The following is a 25830-nucleotide window of genomic DNA, read 5'->3' on the forward strand; positions in this document are numbered from 1 at the left end:
ATTCTTATTCACGTCAGTGCTCTCCGGATGGTGGGGCGGGTGGGGACGGCAGGGTGGAGGGGGATGACATCGTGTGCACTCCCGAAGCCGCGCCGCGCGACTTGAGCGCCATCACAAAAGCGAGAACACGCGCTACGGCATTGTACAGTTCAACAGGAATCTCCTGCCCGATCTCACATGCTGAGTGCAGCGCTCGAGCCAGCGGAATGTCACGCACGATCGGCACTTTGTCAGTTTCGGCCTGCTCTCGAATGCGGGTCGCAATATGCCCGGCCCCCTTGGCCACCACGCGTGGCGCCGAGCGGCCAGGCTCATACTTGAGTGCAACGGCCAGGTGGGTTGGGTTGACCATGACCACGTCCGAATCGGTCACGGCGGCGATCATTCGGTTTCGGCTCATCGCCAGTTGGCGGGCGCGACGCTGCGACTTGATCATCGGGTCACCTTCAGAGCTCTTGTGCTCGTCGGAGACCTCCTTTTTCGTCATGCGTGTCTTCTTGCGATTTCGACGCATGACGACGTAGATATCTGCCACGGCGAGAACGAGACCGGCGATGACCGCCGCCTGGATGAGCAACGCGGTACCCTCAGCGGCCACGTCGATGAGTTCGGTGAGGGGCAGTCCGCCACCGGTCATCAGCACCGGGATCATTCCCTGGATCACCAGGGTGAGTACGATGCCGACGACAGCGGTCTTGAGTAGGGCTTTGATGCCTTCCCACAGCGCCTGACCTCCGAAAACTCGACCCAGCCCCTTGACGAGTTGGAACTGTTCGTACTTTCCGGTGAATTTTTTGAAGTGGATGCCGCCCTGCAAGGCCGCGCTAGCAAGGACGGCAAACATGACCACACCGAAATACGGCGTCATGATGTACGCGAGTGAGGCAACGGCGTCTACGAGGACGACGACGGCTGCATCGGCGTCGGCGTTGAGAATCAGATCACGGATGCCCACGAATTGCTCGACGCCCGCATCGGCTGACCGCGAGATGGTGAACGGAAACATGACCGCCGCGGCACCGATGCCTACCCAGGCAGTCACGTCCTGCGACTTTCCAAGCTGGCCCTTCTCACGAACCTCCTTCATCCGCTTCTGCGTCGCCGGTTCCGTGCGCTCCCCGGAATTGCCGGGATCAGACATTCACCTCACCCCCAATAAGAACTCAGCGGCTTGACCAGTCAGAGTCGAGACGATACCGGGCAGAGCAATGAAGACGATCGATCCCAGGGTGAGAGTGAGGTAGATCTTAAGGGGAAACCCGAGCGCAAAAGCATTGAGTGCCGGCGAAACCCTGGTGATGAGGCCCAGTCCCGCATCGGCGAGAAACAGCACGACTAATAGGGGTCCAGCAATCTGCACGGAGGCCAGGAACATCTGTGACACGGCACCGATCATGGCTTCGACCGGATCGGCAAGGTTCAGTCCACCGCCGAGAGGAATCGCCGTGAAAGTGCGCACGAGTCCACCGATTATCAACTGATAGCTGTCAGACGCGAACATCAGCCCGATCGCCGTCATGTGGAAGAGGCGGGTGAACTGAGCACCGTTCACCATGGACTGGGGGTCGAACCCCTGCGCCATAGAAAATCCGCCGAACATGTCGATCAGACCGCCGGCCACCTGGATGGCGGCAAAGATGATGAAGACCAGAATGCCGAGCACGGCCCCTACGACGACCTCGAGTACGAGCGCCCCAATGAACGCGGGCGTATCCAGCGTTTCATACCCGGTCGTGACGACCGGTGAAACGGCAAGGGCCAGTCCGAGCGCGAGCATCGCCTTGATCCGCAACGGAAATGCATTGAACGAAAATGGCGGCGCGATAACCAGAAAGGCGATCATCCGCACTCCGGCGAGCATGGTCGCCTCGATCATCGAGAAGTTGAGAACGAACTCCATGTCAGAAGGTGCCCACGGTCAGCCACCGCCGAGTAGCGCCGGTATCTTTTCGAACATGGCGTAGGTGAACGACACCGATTCTGCGATCATCCAGTGACCGGTGATCAGCAGGGCCAGGGCGACGGCGACGGCCTTCGGAACGAAGGACAGTGTCACCTCCTGAATCTGGGTGATGGATTGCAGGAGGGAGATGCCGAAGCCCACGACGAGGGCCGTGATCAGGATGGGTGCTGAAAGTTTGGCCGCCAGGATGAGACCCTGAAGCCCGATGTCGAGAACCGCGTTGGTATCCATCAGCCGGTCCGGTAACTGCCGACGAGCGTTGTGATGATCAAGCCCCAGCCATCGACCAGAATGAACAGCAGAATTTTGAATGGCAGCGAGATCATCACGGGCGGGAGCATCATCATACCCATCGACATGAGCGCGGCCGCCACCACGATGTCGATTACCAGAAAGGGAATGAAGATGACAAACCCGATGATAAAGGCGGCTCGCAACTCCGAGATCATGAACGCGGGAATAAGGGTAAGCAGGGGAACCGAGGCGGCATCCTCAGGATTCGCCTGGTTGGCCGCTCTGGTCATGAGCGCGAGATCTTCCTCGCGGGTGTTGCCGAGCATGAATTGCCGCAGCGGGTCGGACGCAGCAGCCAACCCGTCGGTGAACGACATCGTCCCTTCCAAATAGGGGCCGACCGCGAGAACGTTGATGTCCGTCAGCACCGGCGCCATGATGAACAGCGACACGAAAAGCGCCAGCCCGGCGAGCACCTGGTTCGGCGGGATCGACGGCAGCGCGAGAGCGTTACGCGTCATAGCGAGAACTACGAAAATCTTGGTGAACGACGTCATCATGAGCAACAGTGCCGGGGCAACCGAGAGCAGGGTGATGCCGACAAGGGTCACGATCGACGAAGACGGCCCACCGTTCGGCCCGTTGATATCAATCGTGAAGCCGTCGGTCCCACCGGAATCATCCGGCATGAGCGGATGGATGGGTCGCGCTTCAGCCCCGGTTGCTGACACCAGAACGATTGCCGCGGCAACGATCAACACAGCGATCAGTCGTACGGTCAGAGGAATGGACGTCCTTCCACGCGCGTCGACGCTGGTCACGCTCACCGGCGGTGCCGCAGTGCATCGACGGCCTGCGTCCAGGTGGCCGGTGAGAGAATCGATCCCGCGAGGCGCGCCGGTGGCGCAGACACGTCGCTTTCACGGGGCGCGAGCGAGACGGGCGTCGGCGGCTCCGTTGAAACGGCCCGCAAAACACGAGCGAATGCCGAACCGTTGGCGCCCTCGACCGCAGCTTCTGCGGACTCCGGCGCGGGCGGGGCCGTCGCGCTCGACAGCACGGTCACTGACTGCTCGGTCACGCCCAGCACGAGTCGTTGCCCCTCGACATCGACTACGACAACGGATGCCTTCTGCCCGACGCCGTGACGCCCCACGATGGTCACTGCCTGCGCGATACCGGCCCTCCGACTCCCCCGCGACAGACGTCGCTGGATGTACCAGAGCAAGCCAAGCACGACTGCAAGGGACAGAATAACGCGGACTGCAACTATAAGGGTGTCCACCTACTAGGCACCCTCATGGATATCAAGGATCCTGGTGATGCGCACGGCGTAGTCCTGGTCCACGACGACGATCTCCCCATGGGCGATCAAACGACCGTTCAGCAGCACGTCCGCAGGAGCTCCCGCCGAGCGATCCAGTTCGATGACGGCTCCCGGTTCCAAAGACAACACGTCGCGCACCGCCATCTTGGTGCGGCCGATTTCCACGGTCATGGTCATCTCCACGTTGTTGATGCGGCCGATCTTTCCACCGGAGAGATCTGCAGAGGCCCGGGAAACACCATTCGAGGACCCGTTGGCGCGCATGCGGAGGGCGAACCATCCGCTCACCGCTATACCGTCCGTGAGCTCATAGACGGTTGTCTCGGCATCGGCAAAAAGCGCCGCGGCATCTTCGATGGTGCTGTCGCCGAGCACTCCGACACCAAAGACAGTGGCCGCACTCTCGAGGGCGGGCCGCACGACATCGGCGCGAGACACGAGGCCCGTTTGCGGACCTGCGGCTGCATCAAGGGAATTCGGGTCGGCCAGCACCAGGGCGAGATCCGCGGAGGTCGACCCGACGAAGCGGGCAACGATGGCCTGGCCGACTTGCTCGGGAAAGGTACCATCGGTGTCGGGACCGGTGGCCAACCGACCGTCGATGAGCATCCGCTCGCCCACATACGCAACGGGGCGCAAGCGCACCGGAGTGGGAAGGGACTGAACTAACGCGCCAACCGCCTGGGCATGCATGAGGTCGGTGGTGATCATGGGCGTTTCTCCTCGGATTCAATGATGATGCACGCCAGTCGGGACCCATTGGCCCCCATGGCGGCGCGGGCCAGCACGTGATCGTCAACCACGATGTCCAGCGGGCGATGTTGCGGGTGTGGTATGGGAATCAAATCGCCCAGGGACAGGGTGAGAATGCGCTGTGGCAAGACCTGGGCAGGAACGAGGCGCAGCGCGACGGTGACGGGCACGGCAGAAACCTGGGCCAACACGAGTTCCTGGGCATCCGCCGTGTTGCTCGTGGGATTGGCCTCACCGAGTTGCGGCATGATGGCCATGGCGGGAATGGCGACCGTGGCCAGCGAGGTAATCTCGCCGACACGGATATTGAATTTGGAGACGATCATGAGGTCACCGGTTGCGGCCGCCTGGGCAAACTGGGAGTTGTACTGAATCGTGTCGACGGTCATCGCGGCTGTGATCAGGGAACCGAGGGAGTACTTTAGGTCTTCCAGTGCCTCAGTCATCAGCTGTCGAAGCAGTGCCTGCTCGATCTGGGTGAACTTGCGCTCTTCGACCGGTCGTCCACCGGCGGTCCCGCCCAGCATATGCCCCACCCAGGCCAGGGCTGCAGCGGTCGGAAACTGGATGACAGCGCGGGGCGTCAGGCCCTCCAAACTGAACAGCACCATGGCTGTCGTAGAGGGCAGACTCGCTGCGTATTCGTCGTAGGTCTGCATGAGTACCTGTTCGCAGGTAACCGAAGACAGGACCCGCACCCGCGCGGTGAGCTGGGTGCCCCATTGCCGAGCGAAGGTCTCGAAAACCAGTTCCAGCGCACGCGAATGCTCTCGCGGCAACGTGCGCGGCCGCCGAAAATCATACACCTCAACGTCGGGCGCCTGCATTCCCGGCGCACCAATAGAGTTCTGTTCCTTGACCGTCACATTCGCCACTATCGGCCGCTCGAACCACGGCGTAAGCAGACCATCGAGATTATTGCGACTCAATGACCGTGGGAATCAGGGCACGAATGTTCTCGGGCTGGTCGGACATCACCACCAGGTCGACACGGCGGTTCGCTGCGGAATCACCGGTAGAAGTGAGAAGCGTGGAGGGCCGGGACGAACCGAAGCCGACTGCCGAGATCAGCGCGGGGGTGACCCCACCGGATTCAACCACGTAACGCAATACCGCTGTCGCTCGGCCGCCGGAGAGTTCCCAGTCGGTTTCGAAGTTCACGTTCACGCCGCGCGGGTCGGCATGCCCCTCAACCGAAATCTCTCGGGCCGACACGGCGAGCGCCGGCGCGATGGCATTGAGCACCTGCACCGCCTGATCACTGAGGCGGGCGAGATTGGGTTCAAAAAAAGTTTCCGAGCCGATCATTCCCACTGTGAGTCCGCGCTCGTCGATGTTGAAATCGATGAGATGGCTGAGGTTTTGGGCGTCGAGAGCGGCGCGCATCTGTTCGCGCAGTTCAATAAGGCGATCGACTTCGGCCATGGCTTTTTGGATATCGCTGAGCTCGGCATTCTCTGCAGCGATGATCTCCGCCACCGAGGCGTTACCGACAGCCACGTCCATTTTCTCGATGTCTTCGTTGCCAAACCCGGTTGCCAGTGATTCGCGCAGCATTTCGAATTTTTGCTCATCTACGGTCGACATGGCAAAGAGAACGATGAACATGCACATGAGGACCGTGACCATGTCCATGTACGACGCCATCCAACGCTCGTCGGGATGTTCGTCTTCAACGTGGGCGACAGGCCGACGACGACGCGTACTCACGCGCTCGTCAGGACGTCGTCAACTTCGGCGGGATCCGGCTCATCGTTCTTTTTTCCGCGAACGCGTCGCACCGGCGCGGCTGGCACCATAGATTGCAAACGCTCACCGAGAAGACGCGGCTGACTACCGGCCTGAATGGCCAGGGACCCTTCCATAAGCAGGGTGAGCCGTTCAACATCAAGGTCAGACAATCGTTTGAGTCGCATGCCGATCGGTAGCCACAGAAAGTTTGCCGACAGCAATCCCCACAGGGTCGCCACGAAGGCCGCGGCGATCATGTGACCGAGCTCATCTGGCTCGGACAGGTTCTCGAGAACGTGGGTCAACGAGACGACGGTGCCGATAATGCCAACAGTGGGGGCATACCCGCCCAGGCCCATGTAGAACTTGCTCGCGATCCGATCCCGAGCCCCTCGGGTCGCGATTTCATCTTCAAGCGTATTGCGTAACTCTTCATTGTCGATGCCGTCCGCAATATTGCGCAGTGCACTTTTCAAAAATGGGTCTTTAACACTGTCGGCCGCCTGCTCCAGTGAGAGCAGGCCGTTCATTCGTGCCGCCTCAGCCAGTTCGACGATCTCATCGATAACAGTTTGCGGAGCCGTTATCTTTCCACGAAAGGCTCCGGGAAGCGCCTGAAAGGCCTGGAGAGCGTCGCGCAGGGTTCCACTGGCAATACCGATGGCCAAGGTCGCGCCGAAGACCAGAACGATCGGTCCGGGAAGCAATAGCGACGAGACCTGAGCGCCCTCGATGGTGATCATTGCATACAGTGCGCCGAAGGCGACGAATATGCCGATAAGTGTTGCGGGATCCATCAAGACTCTTTCGGGGCTCGGGGCTGGTAGACCGTTTCGGGGTCATAGGCCAGGGCAATAACGCGGGCCCGATAGTGGGCAATGGCTTCGATGACGTCGTGCATGGATTCAGTGACGATGTACATGGCACCGTCGAGCATCACGAGCGTGGTGTCAGGATTCTCGGTGATGCGCTCGATGAGATCGGGATTGATAGCGAAATGACTGTCATTGAGCTTGGTGAGAATGATCATGAGACCTCCGGACGAGACGCACGAAGGGCAACGTCACGCTGAACAATCGGCCGAGCGAGTGCATCCGTTAGCTCGGCGAACGCCCTGTTTATGCAGGGAATGCCGCCATCGAGGTGATGGCGGCATTCTGCGCGATTCCGGGTGCGTTCTGCCCCCGTAGCGGGTTAGCGTTTGAGGTTGGTGAGTTCCTGGAGCACTTCGTCCGAGGTGGTGATGATACGGGCATTCGCCTGGAACCCGCGCTGGGCGACGATGAGGTTGGTGAACTCCTGCGACAGGTCGACATTCGACATTTCGAGGGCGCCGGCCGTGAGCGAACCGAGACCGCCGGCGGTCGGGATCCCGAGGTCGGGCAGGCCCGAGTTGAACGTGGCGCGGTAGCCTGACGCGCCGGACTTTTCGAGGCCGCCGGGGTTGATGAAGCTGGCGAGAGCGATTCGACCGATGGACTGCGTGCCGCCGTTGCTGAACAAGCCGACGAGCGAGCCGTCCTTTCCGAGACGGAAGGATTCGAGGGAACCGGCCGCCTGGCCGTTCTGGGTATTCACGGCCACCGAGGTGAGGTTGGCGTAGCCGGTGAGGGTCGACATATCAAAGCTCACCCCATCGGCAACGATCACTGCGGTCGTGGGTGCCTGCAGTACTCCATCAGTGAAATCAAGCCTCACATCAGTGGCACCGTCCGAAGAGACATCCCAATCTTCACTGGGATCAGCAGCAACTTTTGTGAATGTTAGCGCAATAGTTCGGGACGCACCGGCAGCATCAAACACTTCGATGTCACGAATAATCTGGGTGCCACTCGCAGCATCAGAGGGGAGGTTGCCACCCATCGAGGCCGTGCTCGTTGCTGAAGCCGCGATGACCTGCTGGAACGGAAGCGTGATGCTTCCCGTTGCGCCACCCTCCGTGATCACACCGTCGACGGCGTTCCAGCCCTGAACCAGTGCGCCGTCAGGTGCTACGAGGCGACCCTGGGCGTCGAAGTCGAAAGCACCGGCACGGCTGTACAGCGTCTCGTTACCGAGCTGGGTCACGAAGAAACCTTCACCCGAGATCATGATGTCGGTGGCGCGTCCGGTGAGCTGAGCTGAACCCTGGGAGAAGTTGGTCGAGATTCCCGCGACCTGCACACCAAGGCCGACCTGGGCGGGGTTGGTTCCACCGACTTGGGCCTGCGGGGCGCCGGCACCCTGGTTGAGCTGCGACAGTGTGTCCTGAAACTGCACTGCCGAGCTCTTGAACGCGGCGGTGTTGACGTTCGCGATGTTGTTGCCCGTGACGTCGAGCATGGTCTGGTGGGCGCGAAGTCCGGAAATTCCGGAGTACAGGGAACGAAGCACGGGGTGCCGCCTTTCAGTCGTTGGAACAGAAGTGAAGTGGTGGTGCGAAATTCAAGGGGCTGTAGCTGGTCGTGCGGGGACTCAGGCCGCGTCGGTCGCTGGCACAGAGGTGACGCCGGAGATGGTGTCGAGGGCAACGGTCTTGTCGCCAACCGTCACCTGCGGAACCGGACCGGCGTAGGACACGGCGGTGGCCGTTCCGGTCATCTCGGTGCCGTCAGAAGCGGTGTAGGCCACTTGCTGTCCGATCAGGGCGGCAGCGGCGATCCGCATCTGCAGGGAGAAGTTCTCTTGGTTGGTTGCCGTCATCTCCGTAATCTTTTCCATCATCGCCAACTGGGTGGTCTGAGCGAGCATCTCGTTGGTGTCCATCGGCGAGCTCGGGTCCTGGTTCTGCAGCTGCGTGACGAGCAGCGACATGAACACCTCCGAGTCCATGCTCTGGCTGGGAGTGCGAGTGGTCTCGGTCGTGCGGTCGATCGGGGTGTAGGCCGAGTTGCCCACAATGGAGGTGATGGTCATGAGGGCTCCTTAAGCCAATACGTCGATGGTTGATGTCGGTCCGAATAGGGCGGACGGCAGGGTGCGAATGGAGGAGGTACGCGGGGCATCCGTTTCTGATCCGCCTGGGCGGCGCTCGCCCGGCCGGTCATCTCCAGAACCGCGATCGGTGTGTTCCGGTTCGTTCTCTGAAGAGAGGTCGAGTTGGGCGTTCGCTCCGAAACCGGAAACGTCGCGACGCAGATCGGGCAAGAGCGCGCGCAGGGCTTCCCGAGACTGCTCGGTCGGCGCGAAGAGTTCAAGTCGCATTCCGTCGGGTGTGATGTGGGCCCGCACGGTGAGTGGCCCCAAATTCTCGGGCGTGACCTTCACCACCATGGTGTGCTCCCCCGGTGCCACGCCCACGAGGGTGAACAGCGCCCGAGTGACCTGCGCGGCCAAAGCGGGCGGCTGGGGGGCGGTTGCTGCAACCGGTGCGACCGCGGTCGCGGCTGACAGGGAGGCGGGTGCAGGCATGACAACCGCGACGTTCGCCGCAGGTGCCGTCGACGGCGCCGTGACGGCGTCGCCGCCGATCAACGGAACAGCGGTGGTCACCGCTGCACCGGTAGCTGTCGCGAGCACGGGCGGCACTGTTGCCGACGCGGTCGACGTGTCGCGTGCTGGTGCTGGAGCGACGGGAGCGTCAGGGTTGACGGCCAGCGCCGGCGCCGAGCCAGCGAGTAGCGCAGCGGTAGCAGCAGCAGTAATAGTCGATGCCGGGGTCGGCGCGGCAGCGCCAAATGCCTTGTCGGTCTGGTCACCACCACGAGTGGTGGCCATCGGCACCGCAGCACGAACGACAGGCGCGGTTGCGGCCAACGTTGCCACGGCGGTTCCTCCGGCGGTCGTCTGGGTCGCGTTGGCGCCTCCAACGGTCGTCAGAACGGATGCCCCACTCGCATCGGCACGAGTATCCGTGGGCGCGACGGCAGCGCGCTCCGACATCTCCGGCACGTCGAGCGTCTGGAGCGACGTGGACGACGCTACCGGCGGGATCAGTGCCGAGTTCGTTGCGTCTACCTCATCGGCCACGGGCAGCGGGAAAGCAGCCTGTACGGATGCCGGCTCAGGCTCGGCAATACGCGCCGCCAGTGAGTTCGTCGGTGCCTCAGTGACCGGCGCGGCCTCTCCGGTGCTGTCGGACGGTTCGTTCTCAGCAGACACAGATCGTGCGCGGTCGACCGACGACTCTCCCCCCCGTTCCCCCGCTTGTACATCTGCAGCTGCTGCTGCCGTCTCCGACGCCGCCGAGCGCTGGCCCCGCATCGAATCGGATACCGCAGCGCGCGCGGTGTACGCATCGCTCGTCAAACGCTCCCGAACAGCCACCGCGTTCCGGGTGGCCAAGGCCTGCTGCTGGTGAACGTCACGACGTGACGCCTGGGCGGTCTCCACGGCATCGCGCATCGCCGTTCCGAATATCTCGCCCGCGCCCGTTTTCGGCTCGTTCCGACCGAGGGTACCGGGCGCCGTCGACGATCCCGCAGGCACGGCCGACGGGCGGAGCAGTCCGAGCTGGTTGTTCATCATGCTCCATTCCGGGCTAGCGCTGCCAGCGCGGCCGTGACGATATCTGTGCTGGCGCCCGTCGAGGAAGCGGCCACCGCGGTCGCCTCAGCGGGTATGACCCGGCGGATTGTGGTGATCTGGGCATCCGTCATGTACGCGTCGACGAGCGACACAGAGCGGCCGGGATACGGCGCGTGAATGACCTTGTTATCGCCGGCATAGATGAGAATGTGGTCGCCACCGCCGGTGACGATGAGGTCGCCCGGTCGGGCCTCGGCCAGGGATGCGACCTCGGTGCCGATCGTCATCTGCCCGGAGACAAGTCGTGGAACCTCGATTCCGAGGTCTGCGAAAACCTTCTGCACGAGTCCCGAACAGTCCATTCCCGAAGCGTCTTCACCGCCGAACACGTAGGGCACTCCGAGGTACTTCTGGGCGGCCGCGGCCACGTCACTTCCGATCACAGCGGCGGGATTTGCGACGGTTGAACCCGCCGTCGCACCCGACGTCGCCATCGCGTCAGAGAGGCTCGAGGCAAACGTCGTGGCCGAGGCGCTTGTCGCCGGTGCAGCGGCCTGGGCGCGCACATTCTGTCCCTGTGCGAGCTGCAAGAGGCGGGCCTGGATTTGATCGATTCGCCCCATAGCGTCAACCATGCTCATGCGTCTCTCCCTTCGGTCTCGGATTCGGTTCGGTCTCGGTGCCAACGCGTTGCCGAGATCTCGTCGAGCACGGCCTGCTCCTCGCGCAGGTCTTCCGCACGCACAGCCTCGGTGTGGCGAACCTCGAGCTTTTCCAGGGCTATGGAAGCGGCTCGGGCGGTGGCGAATGCGGCCTGTGCGCTCGCCAATGCGGTGGCATGGGTGCGGCCCAGGGCATCAAGGTCGGCGAGCATGCTGCGCGACGATGCTCGCGCGGCCGCAAGAGCGTTGAGACCCCTGACGTTGGTGGGGTTGCCGAGGGAGCCGTGCAACTGCTCGCGCGTGCGGGCGCGCCGGTCCTCCAGCATGCGAGATCGGTGGTGGGCTTCGGCGAGCTCGCCCGCAGCGCGGTCTTGCTCCAGATGGCGCAGGCGTAGCAGTCCGGCCAGGGGAAAAAGTCGTTGCATCAACGCATCCCCAGGCTTCCGGTGAGCTGCCCGAGTCGGTCCCAGGCGATAGCCGCCGGCGTTTGGTCATCCATTCGCTGTTGCAGAAACGCGTTGATGGCGCTCTCGTGCAAGACAGCAGCGTCAACGAGCGGGTTGGTGCCGGGCTGATAGGCACCGACGTCGAGCAGGTCCTGGGCGTTGCTCCGTGCCGCCAGAACCTGACGCAGCTGCGCGGCCAGCTGCGTTCGCTCGCTCGGGTTCACCTTGGACGCCACTCGAGAGATCGACGCCAACACGTCGATCGCCGGAAAATGACCGGCCACGGCGAGTTTGCGGTCGAGCACGACGTGTCCGTCGAGAATTGACCGAGCAGCGTCAGCGATGGGCTCGTTGTGGTCGTCGCCATCGACGAGCACCGAATAGATTCCCGTGATCGAACCGGTCTCGGCCGTTCCCGCCCGCTCGAGGAGTCGCGCCAGCACGGAGAACGTCGACGGTGGATAGCCGCGCGTGGCGGGTGGCTCGCCGACGGAAAGACCGATTTCACGTTGAGCCATGGCAACCCGGGTGATGGAATCCATCATGAGCATGACGTGGGCACCCTGGTCACGGAAGGACTCAGCTATCCGTGTTGCTGTGAACGCTGCGCGCAACCGCATCATGGCCGGTTCGTCGGAGGTGGAGACAACCACAATCGACCGGGCGAGGCCCTCAGCGCCGAGGTCGTCTTCGAGAAACTCGCGTACTTCACGGCCACGCTCGCCGACCAGGGCGATCACCGACACTTCGGCCTCGGTTCCGCGCGCAATCATCGACAGTAGTGAGGACTTTCCCACTCCGGAACCCGCGAAGAGACCCAGACGTTGTCCACGACCCACCGTTGTGAGGGTATCGAGCGCGCGCACTCCAAGGTGCAACGGGGTATCGATGCGAGCGCGGTGCATAACCGAGGGACTGCGATTGTCGAAACCCACCCGCGGCCCACTCACGAGCGGTCCCCTGCCGTCGATCGGCCGGCCGAGACCATCCAGTACCCGACCAAAGAGTCCCGTACCGGTCGGAATGCGCTGCGGGTTGCCGGCCGACCGTGCGGCGGAGCCGACGGTGAGACCGGTGGTGATTCCCAGCGGCATGCAACGGATACCCTCCCGCGTGATCGCAACCACTTCAGCATCAACCTGGATGTCGTCGCCGAGCACGACAAAGTCGCCGATGGCGGCACGGATGCCGCGAACCTCGACACCGAGCCCGACCAAGGTCGAAACCACTCCCAGGCGTTCCGGGCGAGCAACAATCGATGACGTCCCCACGCGCATCCGTGGTTCCCAACCCTCTCCGCTATCCACAGTGACGGCGGAGCGTTTCGCAAGCGTAGTGGCGGTCAACACGGCAACCCGGCGAGGAGCACGGACTTCACCCGAGCGAAAGCGGTGCCGATTCGGGCGTCGAGAATGCCGTCGGGAAACTCGGCGATCGCATCGCCGCGCGCCAGAGCCGAGTCGGCGATGAAGGTGACGCCCGTTGCCAGACGGTCCTTCGGTTCGATGTCGGCGAGGTCGGCGGGGTGCATTCGCACGGTGTGCAGGTCGGCGTATTCGATGTTCTCGAGGTCGTTGAGCACGCGATCGAGTGCCTGACGAGCGCCGTCGAAACCGGTCGAAGCGAGCTCGGTCGCCAGCACGGCCTCCGCGAGATCGACGGCGGCAACGATGAGCATGCTCTCGGCCTCGGACAGGATCGGAAACACCGTTGCCGAAATAGCTCGGCTCGCTACGGCCAGTGCCGCAACCCGGGTGGCCAGCTGCTGCTCGATGTCCACCAACGCGGCTCGTTGTTCCGCCCGCGCGAATTCCGCCTGGGCGGCGACTTCCACGGCTGCGGCTCGCAGTCCTTCCGTGTACCCCGCTGCATGTCCGCGGGCATGATCGAGCGCTGCCTGGTCGACGTCGATCTTGGCCGACAGCTCGGGAAAGGACAGACTGGAGAAGGCACCGTTAGTTCTCAAAGATCTCTTCCTCCCCGCGTTGCACGGTGATGAGGCCCTGCGCCTCAAGACTGCGGATGGAGCGCACGATCTCGGCACGGGCATCGTCGATCTGACGCATGCGGATCGTTCCGGGTCGGCTGGCTTCGTCATCGAGGATGCTGCGGTTACGCTCCGAGAGGTTGGCACGGATGACCTCGACGACGGCTTCGGGTGCACCCTTCATGGCGATCGAGAGCATCTTGGTATCGATACCACGCAGTACCTTCTGCACATCTCTGCTGTCGAGCTTGATGATGTCGACGAAGGTGAGCATGTGGGAACGCACTTCGACGGCAAGTTCGGGGTCGCGCAGGTCGAGGGCTTCGAGCAGAGCACGTTCCGTGGCGACATCGGTACGGTTGATAATCTCGACCAGCGGCTGTACGCCACCGGCAACCTCGAGGGCTTCACGGGAGCCGACGAAGGAACCGGCTCGGAGCTTGAGGATATCGGTGACGATCCGCACGGCCTCCGGCGCCGCGCTGCCCATGCTTGCGATGCTCAGGGCGACCTCGGTGCGCAGCGCCGGTTCCATGCCGCTGAAGACTGCGGAGGCCTGTTCGCGCCGCAGGTGGGCGAGCACGAGCGCGATGGTCTGCGGCATCTCACCGTCAAGCAGCGACAGCACTTGGCTTGGATCGGCAGCATCGAGAAATTCGAAGGCCTTACCGGCCATCGAGGTGGCTACCCGGGTCATCACGCCGGCGGCACGCTCGGCACCGAACGACGCCTCCAGCAAGCCGACCGCGAAGTCGTGTCCGCCGCGGGCGAGTTGCCCGCCGGTGACGGTGATGCCGTGGAATTCGTTGATGGTAGAAGCAGCGACCATGCTATCGACGCGGCTCAGCTGCACGATCTCCGCCGCAACCGCCTCGGCTTCCTCGTCGGAGAACTGCTTCATGACCGACGTCGCTCGGGTGCGCTCCATGTTCAGCAGCACGACGGCGACTTTTTGACTGCCGGTGAGTTGCGCGGCAGCAGCCACGGCGACGGCGGGCATCACAACGGTCTCATCAGTCGCGGCGTCGATTACTGTGCCGGTCATGCCATCTCCCGATCGTCCATGAGGGTTCGCAGGTATTCAGCGGTCTTCTGCGGGTCACGCAGGGCGAGCGCGTCAATGTCGGCGCGCTGCTGGTCGGTGATCGACGGTTCGCGCACGATGGGAACCACCACCGGGGCCAGTTCCAGCGGGGCATCGATGCCTTCCAGGCTGAGTGCCACGGTCGGCGCCCCGAGGGCGCCCCGTTCGCCGGCAAGGTCGCCGATGTCGAGGCTTTCGCGGCTCATCCGCTTGGAACGTCGTGCGTAGATCACGAGACCGGCGACAATGGCCAGCAGAATTGACACAGCAATGATGCCCACGGTCACCATCTGGACCAGTCGGGCTGACGCCTCGGCTGCGGTCCCCTCGGCAATGGCCGCGGCGGCAGCGTCGGCCGCGGTCGTGTCGAAGGCGATCGCCTCGACCGTGACGGCGTCGCCGCGGATCACGTCGATACCGGCCGCCGTCGAAACAAGGGCAGTGAGGTCGGCGAGGTTGACGTTGGCGGCCGCGTCGGCATTGATCGCCACCGACACCGTCTGGCGGGTGACAGCACCGGCGGGAATGGTCCGCGATTCGGTGACCTTGTTGATGGCGTTGTCGCGCACGGTTGACTCCGACGCAAAGGTGCCGTCACCGGTTGCACCGTCAGGCACGGCGATATTGTCCGGCCCGAGAACGCCGGCGGCGCCTCCTCCGGTACCGGCGTACGTTTCGGTGTCGACCGTCTCGGTGAGCGCCGGTGCGTCGTCAGGGGTCGTGAACACCTCCTCAACGCGCGAGGCCGACTCCGTACTCATGTCGGCCGTCACGACGACGGTTGCGTTACCGGCCCCGACAACCCGGTTCAGCATGGTCTGCACGGCCCCGCTCACACGGGTTTCGTAGTCAGATGCCTGCTGGCCGGCCGTACCGGTGGCTCCGACGCCTACGGCCGACAACACGGTTCCGGCAGCGTCGACGACGGCTACGTCCGACGACTTCATGCCGTCGATCGACGCACTGGTGAGGTGAACAATGGCCTGCACCTGGCTGCTGCTGAGGGTCACACCGCTCTTGGTCTGCACAAACACGGATGCCGTCGGGTCGTTGGTCTCCGAGACGAACACGCTGGCCTCAGGAATCGCCAGACGCACCGAGGCAGTCTGTACGCCGTCGAGGGAGCTGATGGTACGGGCCAGCTCGCCCTCGATGGCGCGCTTATAGGTGACCGACTGTTGGAATTCCGACGAGGTCACACCCATCGTGTCGAGGAGGGAGTATCCCCCGGTGCTGTCCGACGGGAGGCCGGCAGCAGCGCTCTTGAGCCGCTGGTCGTAGACGTCAGCCTCGGGCACCAGAATGGTCGCTCCGCCGTCGCTGAGTTCATAGGGCACGCCGTCAGTACTCAGTTGTTCGACGATGGTGCTCGCGTCTGCACCGCTCAGTCCGGAGAACAGAGGCGTGTAGTTGGGCTTGACCGCCCACATCGCTAATGCTGCAATTCCCAGCACGAGAACAGCAATGCCGATGATGGCAACCGTGCGCTGGGCGACGGTGAATTCGCGGACAGCGCGCCCGAAACGGCCGAAGGCGGCGGAGATCGGAGCGGGCATCAGGCCTGCATCCGCATAATCTCAGTGAAGGCGTCGACGCCCTTGTTGCGGATGGCCGAGACCAGTTCGAGAGTCACCTGGGCCCGCGAACTGGCAATGGTGGCGTTGTGAATGTCGTTGAGGTCGCCCGTGACGGCCGAGATGGCGAGCGTGTTCGAGGTCGATTGCAGCTGCTGCAGCCCCTCCATGGCCCCACCGAGAGTGCTGGCAAAATCTGAACCATCGGTCGACTGCGTGTTCTGGGCGCTGGTGACGGAGGGCAGATACCCGGTGCCGGTAGTCGCGGTGACCATGTTGACGGCGCTGAGCGGCATTAGGAACGACCAATCTGAAGAGCTGATTCATACATTGTCTTGGCTCGGTCGACCACGGCCGCATTCGCTTGGTAGCCCCGCTGGGCCATGATGAGCATGCCCATCTGTTCCCCGAGATCTACGTCGGGGTAGCGCACGTAACCGGCCTCATCGGCGAGCGGATGGTCGGGCTGGAAGACCACGCGCCCCTCTGCATCGCCGTACACCGTGCCCGCCACATAGGCCCCCTCGCTGTTCTCGCCCTGCTGGGCGAGAATGTACCGCGCTTGAAAGGCGTCGTCGTCCATGGCAGATACGTTGTTCGCGTTGGCCATGTTGTCGGAAACCGCGTCGAGCCATTTGCGGTGCAGGGTGAGGCCCGAGCCCGCGATTCCGATCGCGTCGAACGTCATCAGTTGGTCTTGATCGCTGTTCGCAGGGAGGTGAATGGGCCTTCCACGGCCCGGGCGGCAAATTGATAGCGCAGAACGGTATCGACGTTACTGAGCGTCTCGGTATCGAGGTTCACGTTGTTGCCGTTGAGGCGGGTGGGCTCGAGCGAGCGCTCGGTCGTTGGCGCGACTCGACCACTGCCATCTTCCACTGAGCGGGCCAAGGCACTCTCAAAGGTCACACGCTGGGCATGGTAGTCCGGCGTGTTCACATTGGCGATATTGCTGGCGATAGCACGCTGCCGCATGGCCAGGCCGTCAAGCGCACTAGCCATGGCTGAGGATGTCACGGATTCAAGCACGGAGACTCACTTCGTCATCAAAAAATCGGTGGCCTGTCCGTGGCCTGCATGTTCGAGCGTTCCACGCTCGAAAAAACCTATCGGCCGACTACGACACTGCGTTAGGAGTTCTCCGAGAAAAGACGAAACAAATCTTCGCCTGGTTCAGTCGAGACCGCCACACACGAAGCGAATCAGTGCCGGCCGAGTCAGCTAGTCACATCCACGTAGATGGACTGCCCGGTTCCCTGTTGCACCGTGCGCACCGCAGCGAGGTGCAGGGCGATCGCCGATCGGGCCTGGCGAATCTCGCCGATCAGCTTCTGTTGGTTGATGAGCACGTCGCGGGCACGTTCGACCAACTCGGCAGGAATCTGACCTAATTCGGCCGACGGCAGCTTCCATTCGGCTGACGGTGTCGGAGCGGCCAATTCTTCAGCGGCCGCGGCGGTCACCGTAGCAAGCCGACCGAGCGTTGCCGTGCGGGAGGCCCGATCCAGGCCAGACTCCATCTGCTCGAGCACCAGCAACCAGTTGCGGTGTTCCGGCGAATCGACCAGGCTGATCTCTACGATGGCTTCCACGTCGTTGACCACGGTTGGCGCTTTTGGCTGCTGGTGCGCTGCCGCGTGGTTAGCCAATTCCGAGGTCCCCGCCGGGAACGACGGTGCGCGATGGCGCGTCGGCGAGCAGATCGGCGGCCTCATGCCAGGTCTGGCGCAGCGGTTCGAGCAGGGCGATGCTCTCTCGGGTGCGGCGCACGTCGCGCAGAGTGTTGGCACCCATCAGTGCATTGGAGACGTAGGTGTATAGGGCGAACAGGCCAGCTCCCCCATTCCATGCCTCAACCTTGAGGGTAGAGGCCAGCTCAGAGACAATGGCCTGGGCGTGAATGAGGTTGTTCGACGCCGTCGCCCAATCCTCGGCGAGCTGCGCTGACTCCGCCCGATTGAGGTCGAGCAGCAGTCGGTCATAGAGCATGGTGAGCAGGCGCGCCGGGCTGGCCGAGAGCACGGCGTCGCGGGTATACCGGGCGCGTTGACTGCGCGCAGCATCTGACAGCCCTGGAGTAGGAACCGGGCGCGCACCGAATGACAACTGAGCCACTGGTCGCGGCACGACGGGCAACGGCGTTGGCTGTGCCGCGCGTGGAACGGGCGTCACCATGCGAAACGGGTTGCGCTGAAAGAGTGGATGCGACACGGCTCAGATCACTTGCCCGAGTTGTAGCTGGGCAATGAGGCGATCTGCGACGTGAGCCAGTCTTGCTGCGAGTTGAGAGCACTCAGCTGCACTTCAAGGGCGGAGTACGTGCGCTCCAGGCCCGAGCGACGCGAGGCGAGTCGCAGGTCCCAGTTCTCGATCTGGCTGCCGAGGTCTTTGACCATGGATTCCTGGCCGGTGATGCGCGAGGTGATCTGGCCGTCGTACTTGTCTGAAGCGGACTTGGCGGCCGCTTCAACCCTGCTGGCGATCTCGGTGAGCGTTGCCTGCACGGCCTCGGGATCGGCGATCAACGCGGCCGAGAACTTCGCCGAGTCGAACTCCATGGTGCCATTGCGGGTGATGCTGATGCCGATCTCCGAGGGAGACCTGCCGTTCACGGGCATCGAAGCGGCCAGGAGTAGGCGCTGGCCGACGTCGCGCACGCTGCTGTCACCGGTGAAGACGCCGCCCGAGACGATGGGATTGCCACCGCTGTCGGTGCTGTTGACCACAGCACTCTTGGTGGAGATGTTGGCAAACACCGTGTTGAGCGAGCTCACCAGGGTCTCGGCGATCTTGCTGGCCCCCGAGGTGTTGCGGGCTACGGTGAGGGAGATCGGGTCGGTCGACGCCCCGCTCACGGTGACCGAGACACCGGGAAGCAGGTTCTCGAAATTATTTGTCGAAGACGTGATGGTCTGCGCGGCCGAAGTGCCGGCCCAGAGCGTCACCGCCGCATCTTCTGCCGTGCGAGTGGTGGTGAGACCGGTCATTGCAGGGTCTGTTGTGGCAGCTGTGCCATTGGTCGGCTGTGTAATAGTGAATGCGCTGGCGGCGCCTGTGCTCGTCGCCGTGAACTGCAGACGAAACTGCGGCACGCCGTCGACGGTACCGGCCGACACCTTGACGGCTTTGACGCCGGCGTCGGCCGAGTTGACCGCCGCGACGACGTCGTCGAGGTTGCCCGAGCTCGCACCGATGAAGGTAGACCCACCCGAGGCGCTCGTGATGGTGAAGTTGGCGCCCGGCCAGGCGGGCATGGCGTCAGAGACCGAGACCTGACTCTGCGCCGTGCGGTCGACGACGATGTCGATCTGGCTGGCGCTCGCGCCCGTGGCTACGGTAGCGGTGAGTTTACTGGAGCTGCTGCTGGCGGAGAAGAGATCGAGCGAATCGCTCTTGGCGGCTGTGGCCGCGGTTGTGGCGAGGCTCGCAACGGCGGAGTTCAGCCCCTGCAAAGCAGTGATGAAGGTCTGTGACTCGGAGACCTTGCTCTTAAGCAGCGACTGAGGCACGGCCTCGAGCTGCATGAGGGAGTTGATGAGGGACGTGGTGTCCAGACCGCTGACAAGGCCGTCGATGGCGAGCGACATGCTGGCTCCTTTTGAGCTGCGAAAGGCAAAGCGTGCGGCCCTGGTCGAGCCCGTTCGAGGTGGTGAGACACGGTGGTGCCGCGACAATCGTCGCAGCACCACCGTGTTGTTCGCACAGAAAAGCGTGTGCGGTTCAGCTCAGAGTGAGCCGGTGTGGGTTACTGCAGGAGCTGCAGCACGCCCTGGTTGGACTGGTTCGCCTGCGCGAGCATGGCGGTACCTGCCTGAGCCAGGATGTTGTTGCGGGTGAAGTTGACCATTTCGGAGGCCATATCGGTGTCGCGAATGCGCGAACCGGCAGCGGTGAGGTTCTCCTTCGAGACGGCCAGGTTCTTGATGACGCTCTCGAACCGGTTCTGGTACGCACCGAGCTCGGCACGGGCCGTGGAGACGGCCGTGATCTGGGCGTCGATCGCGGAGATGGACGCCTGAGCGTTCGCTGCGGTGTCGAAGCCCAGCAGAATCGCGGTCCTCGATTCAACGCCACCGGTTTGAGCCGTTCCGTTCTGCGTGGTTGTGGTCTGGGTTGTTGCTTCCAGGTGTTCAGCGGTTCGCAAGCTGATGGCAATGGCCCGTGTGCTGGTCGGGTCATTTGCCTCGGTCGCTATGTCTCGTGCTGTGACTACCAGGGATGTCGAGGTAACGGTTCCGGTAGCATCGCGGACTTCGCTGTAGTCTGCCGTGTAAGAACCGGCAAAGTCTGCGTCCGCATTGAGCGCTGCAGCGAGCTCCTCCTTGTTTGTGATGTCGGTGTCGATCCCGACGGATATTGTGGTGTTGCCGGTCGTGAAGAGCAGTTCGGCAGTTCCAACATGCGCAGCGACCGCTGGTGTTGTCTTTGCGGCAACAGCAAATGTGGCGTCAGCCAGAATCGTCGCTGTGTTAACATCCAGTCGGGTTGTGGACAGGGTATCGCCCAGTTCAGTGCCGAACTTGAGCGCGTCCGACACCAGTCCGATGTCGCTGGAGGCGAGGCTGACCCCGATCTGGCTGGCCGAATTTCCATCCGCGCCGACCTGGAAGTTCAAAACGCTGGTCGGGTTTGCCGTGGTGGCACCATCCAACAGCTTGGTGCCGTTGAAGTTCGTCGAGTCCTTGATGCGCACGAGCTCTGCGTTCAGGGCAACGACCTCAGTGGTGATCGCGTCACGCGACTGCGCACTGTTCGAGTCGTTACCGGCCTGAACGGCGAGGTCACGCATGCGCTGCAGAATGGAGGTGACCTCGTTCAGCGAGCCTTCTGCAGTCTGCAGAACGCTGATGCCGTCCTGCGCGTTGCGGGCGGCAACCGTGAGGCCACCGACCTGCGACTTGAGGCCTTCGGAGATTGCGAGGCCGGCCGCGTCATCGGCAGCGCGGTTGATGCGCAGGCCGCTGGAGAGCTTCTCGAGCGACTTGGACAGGTCGTTCTGGGTGTTGCTGAGGTTGCGGTACGCGTTGTTGGCGACCAGGTTGGTGTTGACTTGCATGCCCATGATGAATCCTCCGTGATTGGGTGTCGATACGCGGGCCCATCCATGGGCCTGCGTTCGTAGCTATCGACCCTCGCGGAGCATCCGTTAGCAGACTGCAGAAACTCGCGGAGAAATTCTGATACCGACCGGCTACGAGGCGACGTTTTTGTATTCGAGTTCGCGGGCATCCGCTGCCCGGGCGATATCGCCATTCGCCGTCGCGGCAAGCCGAGCGAGGTAGGCAGCCCGGCGCGCCGGCGCAATGCGGGACTGCGGCACGTGAATGGCCTCGGCATCGTCGGCATAATGTGTGCCCAGCCCGTCGCGCAGCAGACGAATGCCCTCGGCGCGCGTCTGCGAGACGGCGGAGTGGGTGGTGCCGAGGTCGGCGGCGATGTCTTTGACCGAGCGGTCTTCGAAGTAGACCTGTTCGATCACTCGGCGCATGCTGTCGGGCAGGGCCGCAACGGATGCCCGCAGGTAGACCGATTGCTCTTCGGCCAGCAGCGCCTCTTCGGGCAGCATGATGTCGGCCACGATGAGATCGATAGTTGTCTCGTCGAGGGTAGAGACGGTGCGGGCGGCATCGGTGAGGCCGGCCACGGCGGTGTCCCGATCCACTCCGAGGGCGGAGGCAATCTCGTCGATGCTGGGCTTGCGGCCGAGAGCGCCCGAGAGCGCCTCTTGTACACCCAGTGTTTCTTTGATACGGCGCCGGGCGGAGCGGCTGGCCCAGTCGCTCGAACGCATCTCATCGGCGAAGGCACCGATGATGCGTCGGCGGGCGAAAGCGCCGAAGGGGATGCCAAGGGCCGGGTTGAAGGAATCCGCCGATGTGATCAAGGCGACAGACCCGGCCGAGGCGAGGTCGTCCCGGGACAGGTGCCGGGCTTTAGCCCAGACCTCAGAGACCAGGTAGCCAACCAGGGGCAGGTTCTCGACCACCAGGCGGTTCCGCTCGTTGCGGTTGAGACGCGGGGCGGGCGGTTGAACGCGCGCGTCGCCTGCGGTACTCATATGCCGATCCCCCGGGTGTTCAGAATTCGCCTGCGCTCTCGCCAGTGACACACGAGGTGACAGCGTCGTCTGGTAGCGCACAGGACCCCCTGTATTTGGGGCTGACTTCGAGCGAATCGACCTGTCACTCTGTAATCTATCAGGACAATACCCCCAATAGACATAGTGAGTACCCCCCAAAGTGGTATGTGGGTGTCCTCTCTTTTGCGGACAGACCGGGCGTTTGTGCGCGGCATATGTCTGAGTTCTTTCTAACAATCTGCCGGGTGCAGCCGATAGTGATCTTCAACTGAGGGAATTAGATTGCGTTCCTGAACCAGTAGCGGAAATGTGTGGAGGAATGAATGGGCGCGAACGAGCTGTCCGCGATGTTGTGGCGCGAGCGTGAATTGCTCGAGCTTTTGATCTTCAAGCTCGAAGAGGAACACCTGCTGCTGGAGAGCGGAAAGTCCAGGTGGCTGCAACACGCCACCCGGGAGGTAGAGCAAGTGCTCAACCTGGTGCGCGAGGCCACCCTGAGCCGTTCAGTACAGGTTGCCGCGGTCGCCAACGAATGGCGCACCGACGCTGAGGCCACCCTTCGCGAACTCGTGCTGCACGCTCCGGCTGGCCCGTGGGGCGAGATTCTCAACGCACACCTGAAAGCGATGTCCACCCTGACTGCGCAGATCAAAGAGTTGCGCGACGTGAACGAAAATTTTCTTCGGGTGGCCGCCCGGTCGGCCCAGGAATCGGTCGTGTCGTCGACAGCTGAGACGAAGACCTACAACGCCCAGGGTGCCACCGGCACCACCGGCAACGGGGCGACCATGATGGACCAGAACCTGTGAGGCACAGCGCGTGAGTACATTCAGTGGTCTGAACACCGCTTATTCCGGTCTGGTAGCCGCTCGCGCCGGGCTCGACGTGGTTGGGCAGAATATCGCCAATGCGAACACCGATGGCTATACCCGACAGCGCTTATCCACGAACTCGACAAGCGCCCTTGCCCAGACCGGCGTTCTGGCCAATAACGCCTTCTCGCCGGGCGCGGGGGTCACGGTTACCGGAATCGTTCGCCTCGCGAGTGCTCAACTCGATGCCCACGTACGAGCCGCAGCCAACTCGGCCGGATACACCGCCGTTCGAGCGAATGCGCTCAGCGTGGTCGAGGGCTCGTTTCGCGAACCCGGCGACGACGGCATCTCAGCGCAGCTGCAGGATTTCTGGGATGCCTGGGCAGACCTCAGCAACAGCGCAGACCAGGCTTCCCCTGCCGCGCTGCTGTTGGTTGGGGCGGGAGCACTCACCAATCAGATCGCTGCCGGGTACCGCGCTGTCGAGGCAGAGTGGAACAGCGTGCGCGGCGAACTCGACACCATGGCCGCCGAGCTGAACAGCTCAGCCGAGCAGATCGACGTGCTGAACGCGAAGATTCTGGCTGTGCTCACGGGTGGCGGTAATGCCAACGAATTGCTTGACGAACGCACCCAGCTCACCACGACTATGTCAGCGCTTACCGGAGCCACCGTGCGCGACCAAGGTAATGGCACCGTCAGCGTCTTTATCGGCGGCAACGCAATCGTCTCAGAATTCGGCGCCAAGACCGTCACCGTGACCGGCACCATGAAGCTGGCTGGCCTCGGCGGGGCTGGCGGTGCTGTAGGTCTCGCCTGGGGGTCTGGATCTTCAACACCGGTCGGCCTCGATGGCGGCGAGATGGCGGGCGCACTATCGCTGTTGACTGCCGCCAACGCCGACGGGACCGGCGGAATGCTCGCCGAAGCTGCAGCGTCGTACAACAATTTTGCGGCTGACCTGGCCACGCAGGTCAACGCTGCCTATTCCCCCGACGATGCGGACCCGTTCTTTGAGTTCACCGCCGAGTCGGCCGCGCTCTCGCTCCGCGTGATACCCACGAGCACCTCTGACGTGCGAGCCGGTACCGGTACCGGCGGAGCCTTTGACGGATCCGTGGCCGATGCGGTTGCCCAGATCGGCACCCAAAGTGATTCTCCCGACTCCAATTGGCTCACTTTCGTCAACGGCTTCGTGGTCAACACGCGGTCTGAGCTCCAGGCGGCGTCCCTGGCCAGCCTCGCCCAGGATTCAGCCGTGGGTCGGCAGCTCGCAAACTCCACGGTCGATCTCGACGAAGAGAGCGTGAGCTTACTCATGTACCAGCACGCCTACCAGGGTGCGGCTCGTATGCTCACCGCCATCGACGAAATGCTTGACACCCTGATCAACCGCACCGGACTGGTGGGAAGGTAACCCATGATTGAACGCGTCACGACCCAGACCCAGATGCGCGCAGCCCAGCGCAACCTGCAGGAGAACATGACCCAGCTGGCGCGAACGCAGGAGGCGGCATCCACTCTCAATGCCATTCGGCGACCGTCGGATGACCCGACCGGCACAGCGACGGCCATGCAGGTACGGTCGGACCTGCGCGCCAACGGTCAGTACCAGCGCAACACCGCCAACGCGGATGCCTGGCTCACCACGCTGGAATCCAGCTTCTCGGCCACGACCTCGCTCATGAACCGCGTGCGTGATCTGACCGTGCAGGGCGCCAACGACGGATCGATGTCGGCGACCGCCAAGGAAGCCATCGCGGTCGAACTCGTGGGCCTGCGCGACGAACTGCTCAACGTGGCCAACACCAGCTACCTCGGGCGCACGGTGTTCGCCGGCAACTCCGACGCCGGCGTCGCCTACAGCGTCGCACTCTCCGATCCTGCCGATTTTTCCAGTCCGCAGGTGTACACCTTCACCGGGGACGCCACGACGACGGTGGAACGCCGAACGAGCGCCAACAGCACCATTCGCGTGGATGCCGACGGAAGTGCGGTCTTCGGAACCGGCGACGACTCTGTGTTCAGCCTCATCGACTCGATCGTGACGAAGCTGCGTACCGACGAATCGGTCAGCTCCTCTCTGACCGACATCGACGAGCGCATGGGGAGCATTCTCACCCAGCACACGGCCGCCGGTGCCAGACAGACCCTGGTCGACCGTGCCCGGCTCTCGCTTTCCGAGAGTGCCGCCACGCTCGAGGGCCAGCGCTCCGACGTGGAAGACCTCGATCTGGGCCAGGCAATTCTCGACCTGCAGTTGCAGGAAGTCACCTACCAGGCGGCTCTGGCCGTCACCGCCCGCGTACTCCAACCAACCCTGATGGACTTTCTTCGATGAGTATTACCCTGACCTTTGTCACTCCCCCGCCCGGTTTCGACCCGCTCACCGAATTCACACTCTTCGAGGTGGAGGGCGTCGACGGGCTGTACTCGATGCAGTCGGTCGACGGCACGACCGCGCGGCTCTACGCCCTCAGTGCGGCGCTCTACCTGCCGCACTACTCGCCCGTGATCACCGACGCCCAGGTGGAGTCGCTCGAACTGGTCAGCTCCGATGACGCCATGGTGCTCGTGATCGCCAACCCCGGCGAGACCGAGACCACCGTGAACCTGATGGCGCCGATCGTCATCAACGCCACCACCGGGCTCTCGGCCCAATTCATTCTCGAAGACCAGGACTGGCCGCTGCAGGTTCCGCTCTCCGCTCTCGCGGGGTAGCTGCCAAC

General features: G+C 63.1%; 31 protein-coding genes. 4 read left to right on the forward strand and 27 right to left on the reverse strand.

Annotated features, from left to right (window positions below; genetic code table 11):
- Window positions 1-13: 13 nt before the first annotated feature.
- The 27 genes from E3T43_RS06420 to E3T43_RS06550 form a co-directional block, all read right to left on the reverse strand.
- A complete protein-coding gene (locus E3T43_RS06420; RefSeq protein WP_134471736.1) occupies window positions 14-1141 on the reverse strand; it encodes a flagellar biosynthesis protein FlhB in 1128 nt (375 codons plus the stop codon).
- Window positions 1142-1900, reverse strand: coding sequence for a flagellar biosynthetic protein FliR (locus tag E3T43_RS06425; RefSeq protein WP_134443143.1), 759 nt, complete (start codon window positions 1898-1900; stop codon window positions 1142-1144).
- A gap of 18 nt (window positions 1901-1918) precedes the next feature.
- A complete protein-coding gene (gene fliQ, locus E3T43_RS06430) occupies window positions 1919-2194 on the reverse strand; it encodes a flagellar biosynthesis protein FliQ (RefSeq protein WP_134443144.1) in 276 nt (91 codons plus the stop codon).
- Complete coding sequence (gene fliP, locus E3T43_RS06435) at window positions 2194-3018, reverse strand: flagellar type III secretion system pore protein FliP (protein ID WP_370449897.1); 825 nt, start codon at window positions 3016-3018, stop codon at window positions 2194-2196. The genes fliQ and fliP overlap by 1 nt, the downstream gene beginning before the upstream one ends.
- Before the next feature lie 2 nt (window positions 3019-3020).
- A complete protein-coding gene (locus E3T43_RS06440) occupies window positions 3021-3482 on the reverse strand; it encodes a flagellar biosynthetic protein FliO (RefSeq protein ID WP_134471737.1) in 462 nt (153 codons plus the stop codon).
- Between the two features lie 3 nt (window positions 3483-3485).
- Window positions 3486-4235, reverse strand: a complete 750-nt coding sequence (fliN, locus tag E3T43_RS06445; RefSeq protein WP_166791248.1) for a flagellar motor switch protein FliN — start codon at window positions 4233-4235, stop codon at window positions 3486-3488.
- A complete protein-coding gene (locus tag E3T43_RS06450) occupies window positions 4232-5143 on the reverse strand; it encodes a flagellar motor switch protein FliM (protein WP_241978846.1) in 912 nt (303 codons plus the stop codon). The genes fliN and E3T43_RS06450 overlap by 4 nt, the downstream gene beginning before the upstream one ends.
- Before the next feature lie 49 nt (window positions 5144-5192).
- Window positions 5193-5987, reverse strand: coding sequence for a flagellar motor protein MotB (locus E3T43_RS06455; protein ID WP_255454177.1), 795 nt, complete (start codon window positions 5985-5987; stop codon window positions 5193-5195).
- Window positions 5984-6805, reverse strand: coding sequence for a motility protein A (locus E3T43_RS06460; protein WP_134443202.1), 822 nt, complete (start codon window positions 6803-6805; stop codon window positions 5984-5986). The genes E3T43_RS06455 and E3T43_RS06460 overlap by 4 nt, the downstream gene beginning before the upstream one ends.
- The gene (locus tag E3T43_RS06465; RefSeq protein ID WP_134443146.1) at window positions 6805-7038 is read right to left on the reverse strand and encodes a flagellar FlbD family protein; all 234 of its coding nucleotides are present in this window, start codon (window positions 7036-7038) and stop codon (window positions 6805-6807) included. The genes E3T43_RS06460 and E3T43_RS06465 overlap by 1 nt, the downstream gene beginning before the upstream one ends.
- A gap of 164 nt (window positions 7039-7202) precedes the next feature.
- Window positions 7203-8381, reverse strand: a complete 1179-nt coding sequence (locus E3T43_RS06470) for a flagellar hook protein FlgE (protein ID WP_134471738.1) — start codon at window positions 8379-8381, stop codon at window positions 7203-7205.
- A gap of 81 nt (window positions 8382-8462) precedes the next feature.
- Window positions 8463-8903: a flagellar hook assembly protein FlgD gene (locus tag E3T43_RS06475; RefSeq protein WP_134471739.1), complete on the reverse strand. Its 441-nt coding sequence runs from the start codon at window positions 8901-8903 to the stop codon at window positions 8463-8465.
- 9 nt (window positions 8904-8912) lie between these two features.
- On the reverse strand, window positions 8913-10454 hold the full coding sequence (locus tag E3T43_RS06480) for a flagellar hook-length control protein FliK (RefSeq protein WP_134471740.1): 1542 nt from the start codon (window positions 10452-10454) through the stop codon (window positions 8913-8915).
- On the reverse strand, window positions 10451-11095 hold the full coding sequence (locus E3T43_RS06485; RefSeq protein WP_134471741.1) for a C40 family peptidase: 645 nt from the start codon (window positions 11093-11095) through the stop codon (window positions 10451-10453). The genes E3T43_RS06480 and E3T43_RS06485 overlap by 4 nt, the downstream gene beginning before the upstream one ends.
- Window positions 11092-11541, reverse strand: coding sequence for a flagellar FliJ family protein (locus E3T43_RS06490; protein ID WP_134471742.1), 450 nt, complete (start codon window positions 11539-11541; stop codon window positions 11092-11094). Before E3T43_RS06490 ends, E3T43_RS06485 begins: the two co-directional genes overlap by 4 nt.
- Window positions 11541-12839 carry a FliI/YscN family ATPase gene (locus E3T43_RS06495; RefSeq protein WP_134471743.1) on the reverse strand — a complete coding sequence of 433 codons (1299 nt, stop codon included), beginning with the start codon at window positions 12837-12839 and terminating at the stop codon, window positions 11541-11543. Before E3T43_RS06495 ends, E3T43_RS06490 begins: the two co-directional genes overlap by 1 nt.
- Window positions 12840-12904: 65 nt before the next feature.
- Window positions 12905-13528, reverse strand: a complete 624-nt coding sequence (locus E3T43_RS06500; RefSeq protein WP_166791249.1) for a FliH/SctL family protein — start codon at window positions 13526-13528, stop codon at window positions 12905-12907.
- Window positions 13518-14549 (reverse strand): flagellar motor switch protein FliG, encoded by a 1032-nt coding sequence (gene fliG / locus E3T43_RS06505; protein WP_134471809.1) that lies wholly within the window; start codon window positions 14547-14549, stop codon window positions 13518-13520. The genes E3T43_RS06500 and fliG overlap by 11 nt, the downstream gene beginning before the upstream one ends.
- Window positions 14550-14590: 41 nt before the next feature.
- Window positions 14591-16189, reverse strand: a complete 1599-nt coding sequence (fliF, locus tag E3T43_RS06510; protein ID WP_134471745.1) for a flagellar basal-body MS-ring/collar protein FliF — start codon at window positions 16187-16189, stop codon at window positions 14591-14593.
- A complete protein-coding gene (gene fliE / locus E3T43_RS06515; RefSeq protein WP_134471746.1) occupies window positions 16189-16503 on the reverse strand; it encodes a flagellar hook-basal body complex protein FliE in 315 nt (104 codons plus the stop codon). Before fliE ends, fliF begins: the two co-directional genes overlap by 1 nt.
- Entirely contained in the window at window positions 16503-16895 is a 393-nt protein-coding gene (locus E3T43_RS06520) for a flagellar basal body rod protein FlgC (protein WP_134471747.1), read from the reverse strand. Before E3T43_RS06520 ends, fliE begins: the two co-directional genes overlap by 1 nt.
- Window positions 16895-17236 carry a flagellar basal body protein gene (locus E3T43_RS06525; RefSeq protein WP_134443157.1) on the reverse strand — a complete coding sequence of 114 codons (342 nt, stop codon included), beginning with the start codon at window positions 17234-17236 and terminating at the stop codon, window positions 16895-16897. The genes E3T43_RS06520 and E3T43_RS06525 overlap by 1 nt, the downstream gene beginning before the upstream one ends.
- A gap of 188 nt (window positions 17237-17424) precedes the next feature.
- A complete protein-coding gene (locus E3T43_RS06530; protein ID WP_134471748.1) occupies window positions 17425-17811 on the reverse strand; it encodes a hypothetical protein in 387 nt (128 codons plus the stop codon).
- 37 nt (window positions 17812-17848) lie between these two features.
- Window positions 17849-18418, reverse strand: coding sequence for a flagellar export chaperone FliS (gene fliS / locus E3T43_RS06535; RefSeq protein ID WP_370449891.1), 570 nt, complete (start codon window positions 18416-18418; stop codon window positions 17849-17851).
- Window positions 18419-18426: 8 nt separating this feature from the next.
- A complete protein-coding gene (gene fliD, locus E3T43_RS06540; protein WP_134471749.1) occupies window positions 18427-19794 on the reverse strand; it encodes a flagellar filament capping protein FliD in 1368 nt (455 codons plus the stop codon).
- A 158-nt stretch (window positions 19795-19952) separates the two neighbouring features.
- Window positions 19953-21269 (reverse strand): flagellin, encoded by a 1317-nt coding sequence (locus E3T43_RS19560; RefSeq protein WP_134471750.1) that lies wholly within the window; start codon window positions 21267-21269, stop codon window positions 19953-19955.
- Between the two features lie 129 nt (window positions 21270-21398).
- Window positions 21399-22265: a sigma-70 family RNA polymerase sigma factor gene (locus tag E3T43_RS06550; protein ID WP_134471751.1), complete on the reverse strand. Its 867-nt coding sequence runs from the start codon at window positions 22263-22265 to the stop codon at window positions 21399-21401.
- Window positions 22266-22609: 344 nt separating this feature from the next.
- Between E3T43_RS06550 and flgN the strand changes: the two genes are divergently transcribed.
- From flgN to E3T43_RS06570, 4 genes are read left to right on the forward strand one after another with little or no spacing between them, the layout of a single operon-like run.
- On the forward strand, window positions 22610-23095 hold the full coding sequence (flgN, locus tag E3T43_RS06555; RefSeq protein ID WP_134471752.1) for a flagellar export chaperone FlgN: 486 nt from the start codon (window positions 22610-22612) through the stop codon (window positions 23093-23095).
- A 10-nt stretch (window positions 23096-23105) separates the two neighbouring features.
- Window positions 23106-24518: a flagellar hook-associated protein FlgK gene (gene flgK / locus E3T43_RS06560; RefSeq protein ID WP_134471753.1), complete on the forward strand. Its 1413-nt coding sequence runs from the start codon at window positions 23106-23108 to the stop codon at window positions 24516-24518.
- Window positions 24519-24521: 3 nt separating this feature from the next.
- Window positions 24522-25442: a flagellar hook-associated protein 3 gene (locus tag E3T43_RS06565; protein ID WP_134443164.1), complete on the forward strand. Its 921-nt coding sequence runs from the start codon at window positions 24522-24524 to the stop codon at window positions 25440-25442.
- The gene (locus tag E3T43_RS06570; protein WP_134443165.1) at window positions 25439-25822 is read left to right on the forward strand and encodes a flagellar assembly protein FliW; all 384 of its coding nucleotides are present in this window, start codon (window positions 25439-25441) and stop codon (window positions 25820-25822) included. The genes E3T43_RS06565 and E3T43_RS06570 overlap by 4 nt, the downstream gene beginning before the upstream one ends.
- Window positions 25823-25830 lie beyond the last annotated feature (8 nt).

The sequence above is a fragment of the Cryobacterium sp. Hh7 genome, assembly GCF_004403155.1.
GTDB lineage: Bacteria > Actinomycetota > Actinomycetes > Actinomycetales > Microbacteriaceae > Cryobacterium > Cryobacterium levicorallinum.

Excerpts from the sequence above, each read along its gene's own strand:
- fliN (WP_166791248.1), bottom strand. The coding sequence starts at position 4,235 with ATGATCACCACCGACCTCATGCATGCCCAGGCGGTTGGCGCGTTAGTT.
- fliE (WP_134471746.1), bottom strand. The coding sequence starts at position 16,503 with ATGCCGCTCAGCGCCGTCAACATGGTCACCGCGACTACCGGCACCGGG.
- E3T43_RS06495 (WP_134471743.1), bottom strand. The coding sequence starts at position 12,839 with ATGCGCGTGGGGACGTCATCGATTGTTGCTCGCCCGGAACGCCTGGGA.
- fliQ (WP_134443144.1), bottom strand. The coding sequence starts at position 2,194 with ATGGATACCAACGCGGTTCTCGACATCGGGCTTCAGGGTCTCATCCTG.
- E3T43_RS06570 (WP_134443165.1), top strand. The coding sequence starts at position 25,439 with ATGAGTATTACCCTGACCTTTGTCACTCCCCCGCCCGGTTTCGACCCG.
- flgN (WP_134471752.1), top strand. The coding sequence starts at position 22,610 with ATGGGCGCGAACGAGCTGTCCGCGATGTTGTGGCGCGAGCGTGAATTG.
- E3T43_RS06475 (WP_134471739.1), bottom strand. The coding sequence starts at position 8,903 with ATGACCATCACCTCCATTGTGGGCAACTCGGCCTACACCCCGATCGAC.
- E3T43_RS06550 (WP_134471751.1), bottom strand. The coding sequence starts at position 22,265 with ATGAGTACCGCAGGCGACGCGCGCGTTCAACCGCCCGCCCCGCGTCTC.
- E3T43_RS06465 (WP_134443146.1), bottom strand. The coding sequence starts at position 7,038 with ATGATCATTCTCACCAAGCTCAATGACAGTCATTTCGCTATCAATCCC.
- E3T43_RS19560 (WP_134471750.1), bottom strand. The coding sequence starts at position 21,269 with ATGGGCATGCAAGTCAACACCAACCTGGTCGCCAACAACGCGTACCGC.
- fliD (WP_134471749.1), bottom strand. The coding sequence starts at position 19,794 with ATGTCGCTCGCCATCGACGGCCTTGTCAGCGGTCTGGACACCACGTCC.
- E3T43_RS06520 (WP_134471747.1), bottom strand. The coding sequence starts at position 16,895 with ATGACGTTCGACGCGATCGGAATCGCGGGCTCGGGCCTCACCCTGCAC.
- E3T43_RS06460 (WP_134443202.1), bottom strand. The coding sequence starts at position 6,805 with ATGGATCCCGCAACACTTATCGGCATATTCGTCGCCTTCGGCGCACTG.
- E3T43_RS06485 (WP_134471741.1), bottom strand. The coding sequence starts at position 11,095 with ATGAGCATGGTTGACGCTATGGGGCGAATCGATCAAATCCAGGCCCGC.
- E3T43_RS06425 (WP_134443143.1), bottom strand. The coding sequence starts at position 1,900 with ATGGAGTTCGTTCTCAACTTCTCGATGATCGAGGCGACCATGCTCGCC.
- E3T43_RS06480 (WP_134471740.1), bottom strand. The coding sequence starts at position 10,454 with ATGATGAACAACCAGCTCGGACTGCTCCGCCCGTCGGCCGTGCCTGCG.
- E3T43_RS06490 (WP_134471742.1), bottom strand. The coding sequence starts at position 11,541 with ATGCAACGACTTTTTCCCCTGGCCGGACTGCTACGCCTGCGCCATCTG.
- fliF (WP_134471745.1), bottom strand. The coding sequence starts at position 16,189 with ATGCCCGCTCCGATCTCCGCCGCCTTCGGCCGTTTCGGGCGCGCTGTC.
- E3T43_RS06565 (WP_134443164.1), top strand. The coding sequence starts at position 24,522 with ATGATTGAACGCGTCACGACCCAGACCCAGATGCGCGCAGCCCAGCGC.
- fliG (WP_134471809.1), bottom strand. The coding sequence starts at position 14,549 with ATGCCCGCCGTCGCCGTGGCTGCTGCCGCGCAACTCACCGGCAGTCAA.
- E3T43_RS06420 (WP_134471736.1), bottom strand. The coding sequence starts at position 1,141 with ATGTCTGATCCCGGCAATTCCGGGGAGCGCACGGAACCGGCGACGCAG.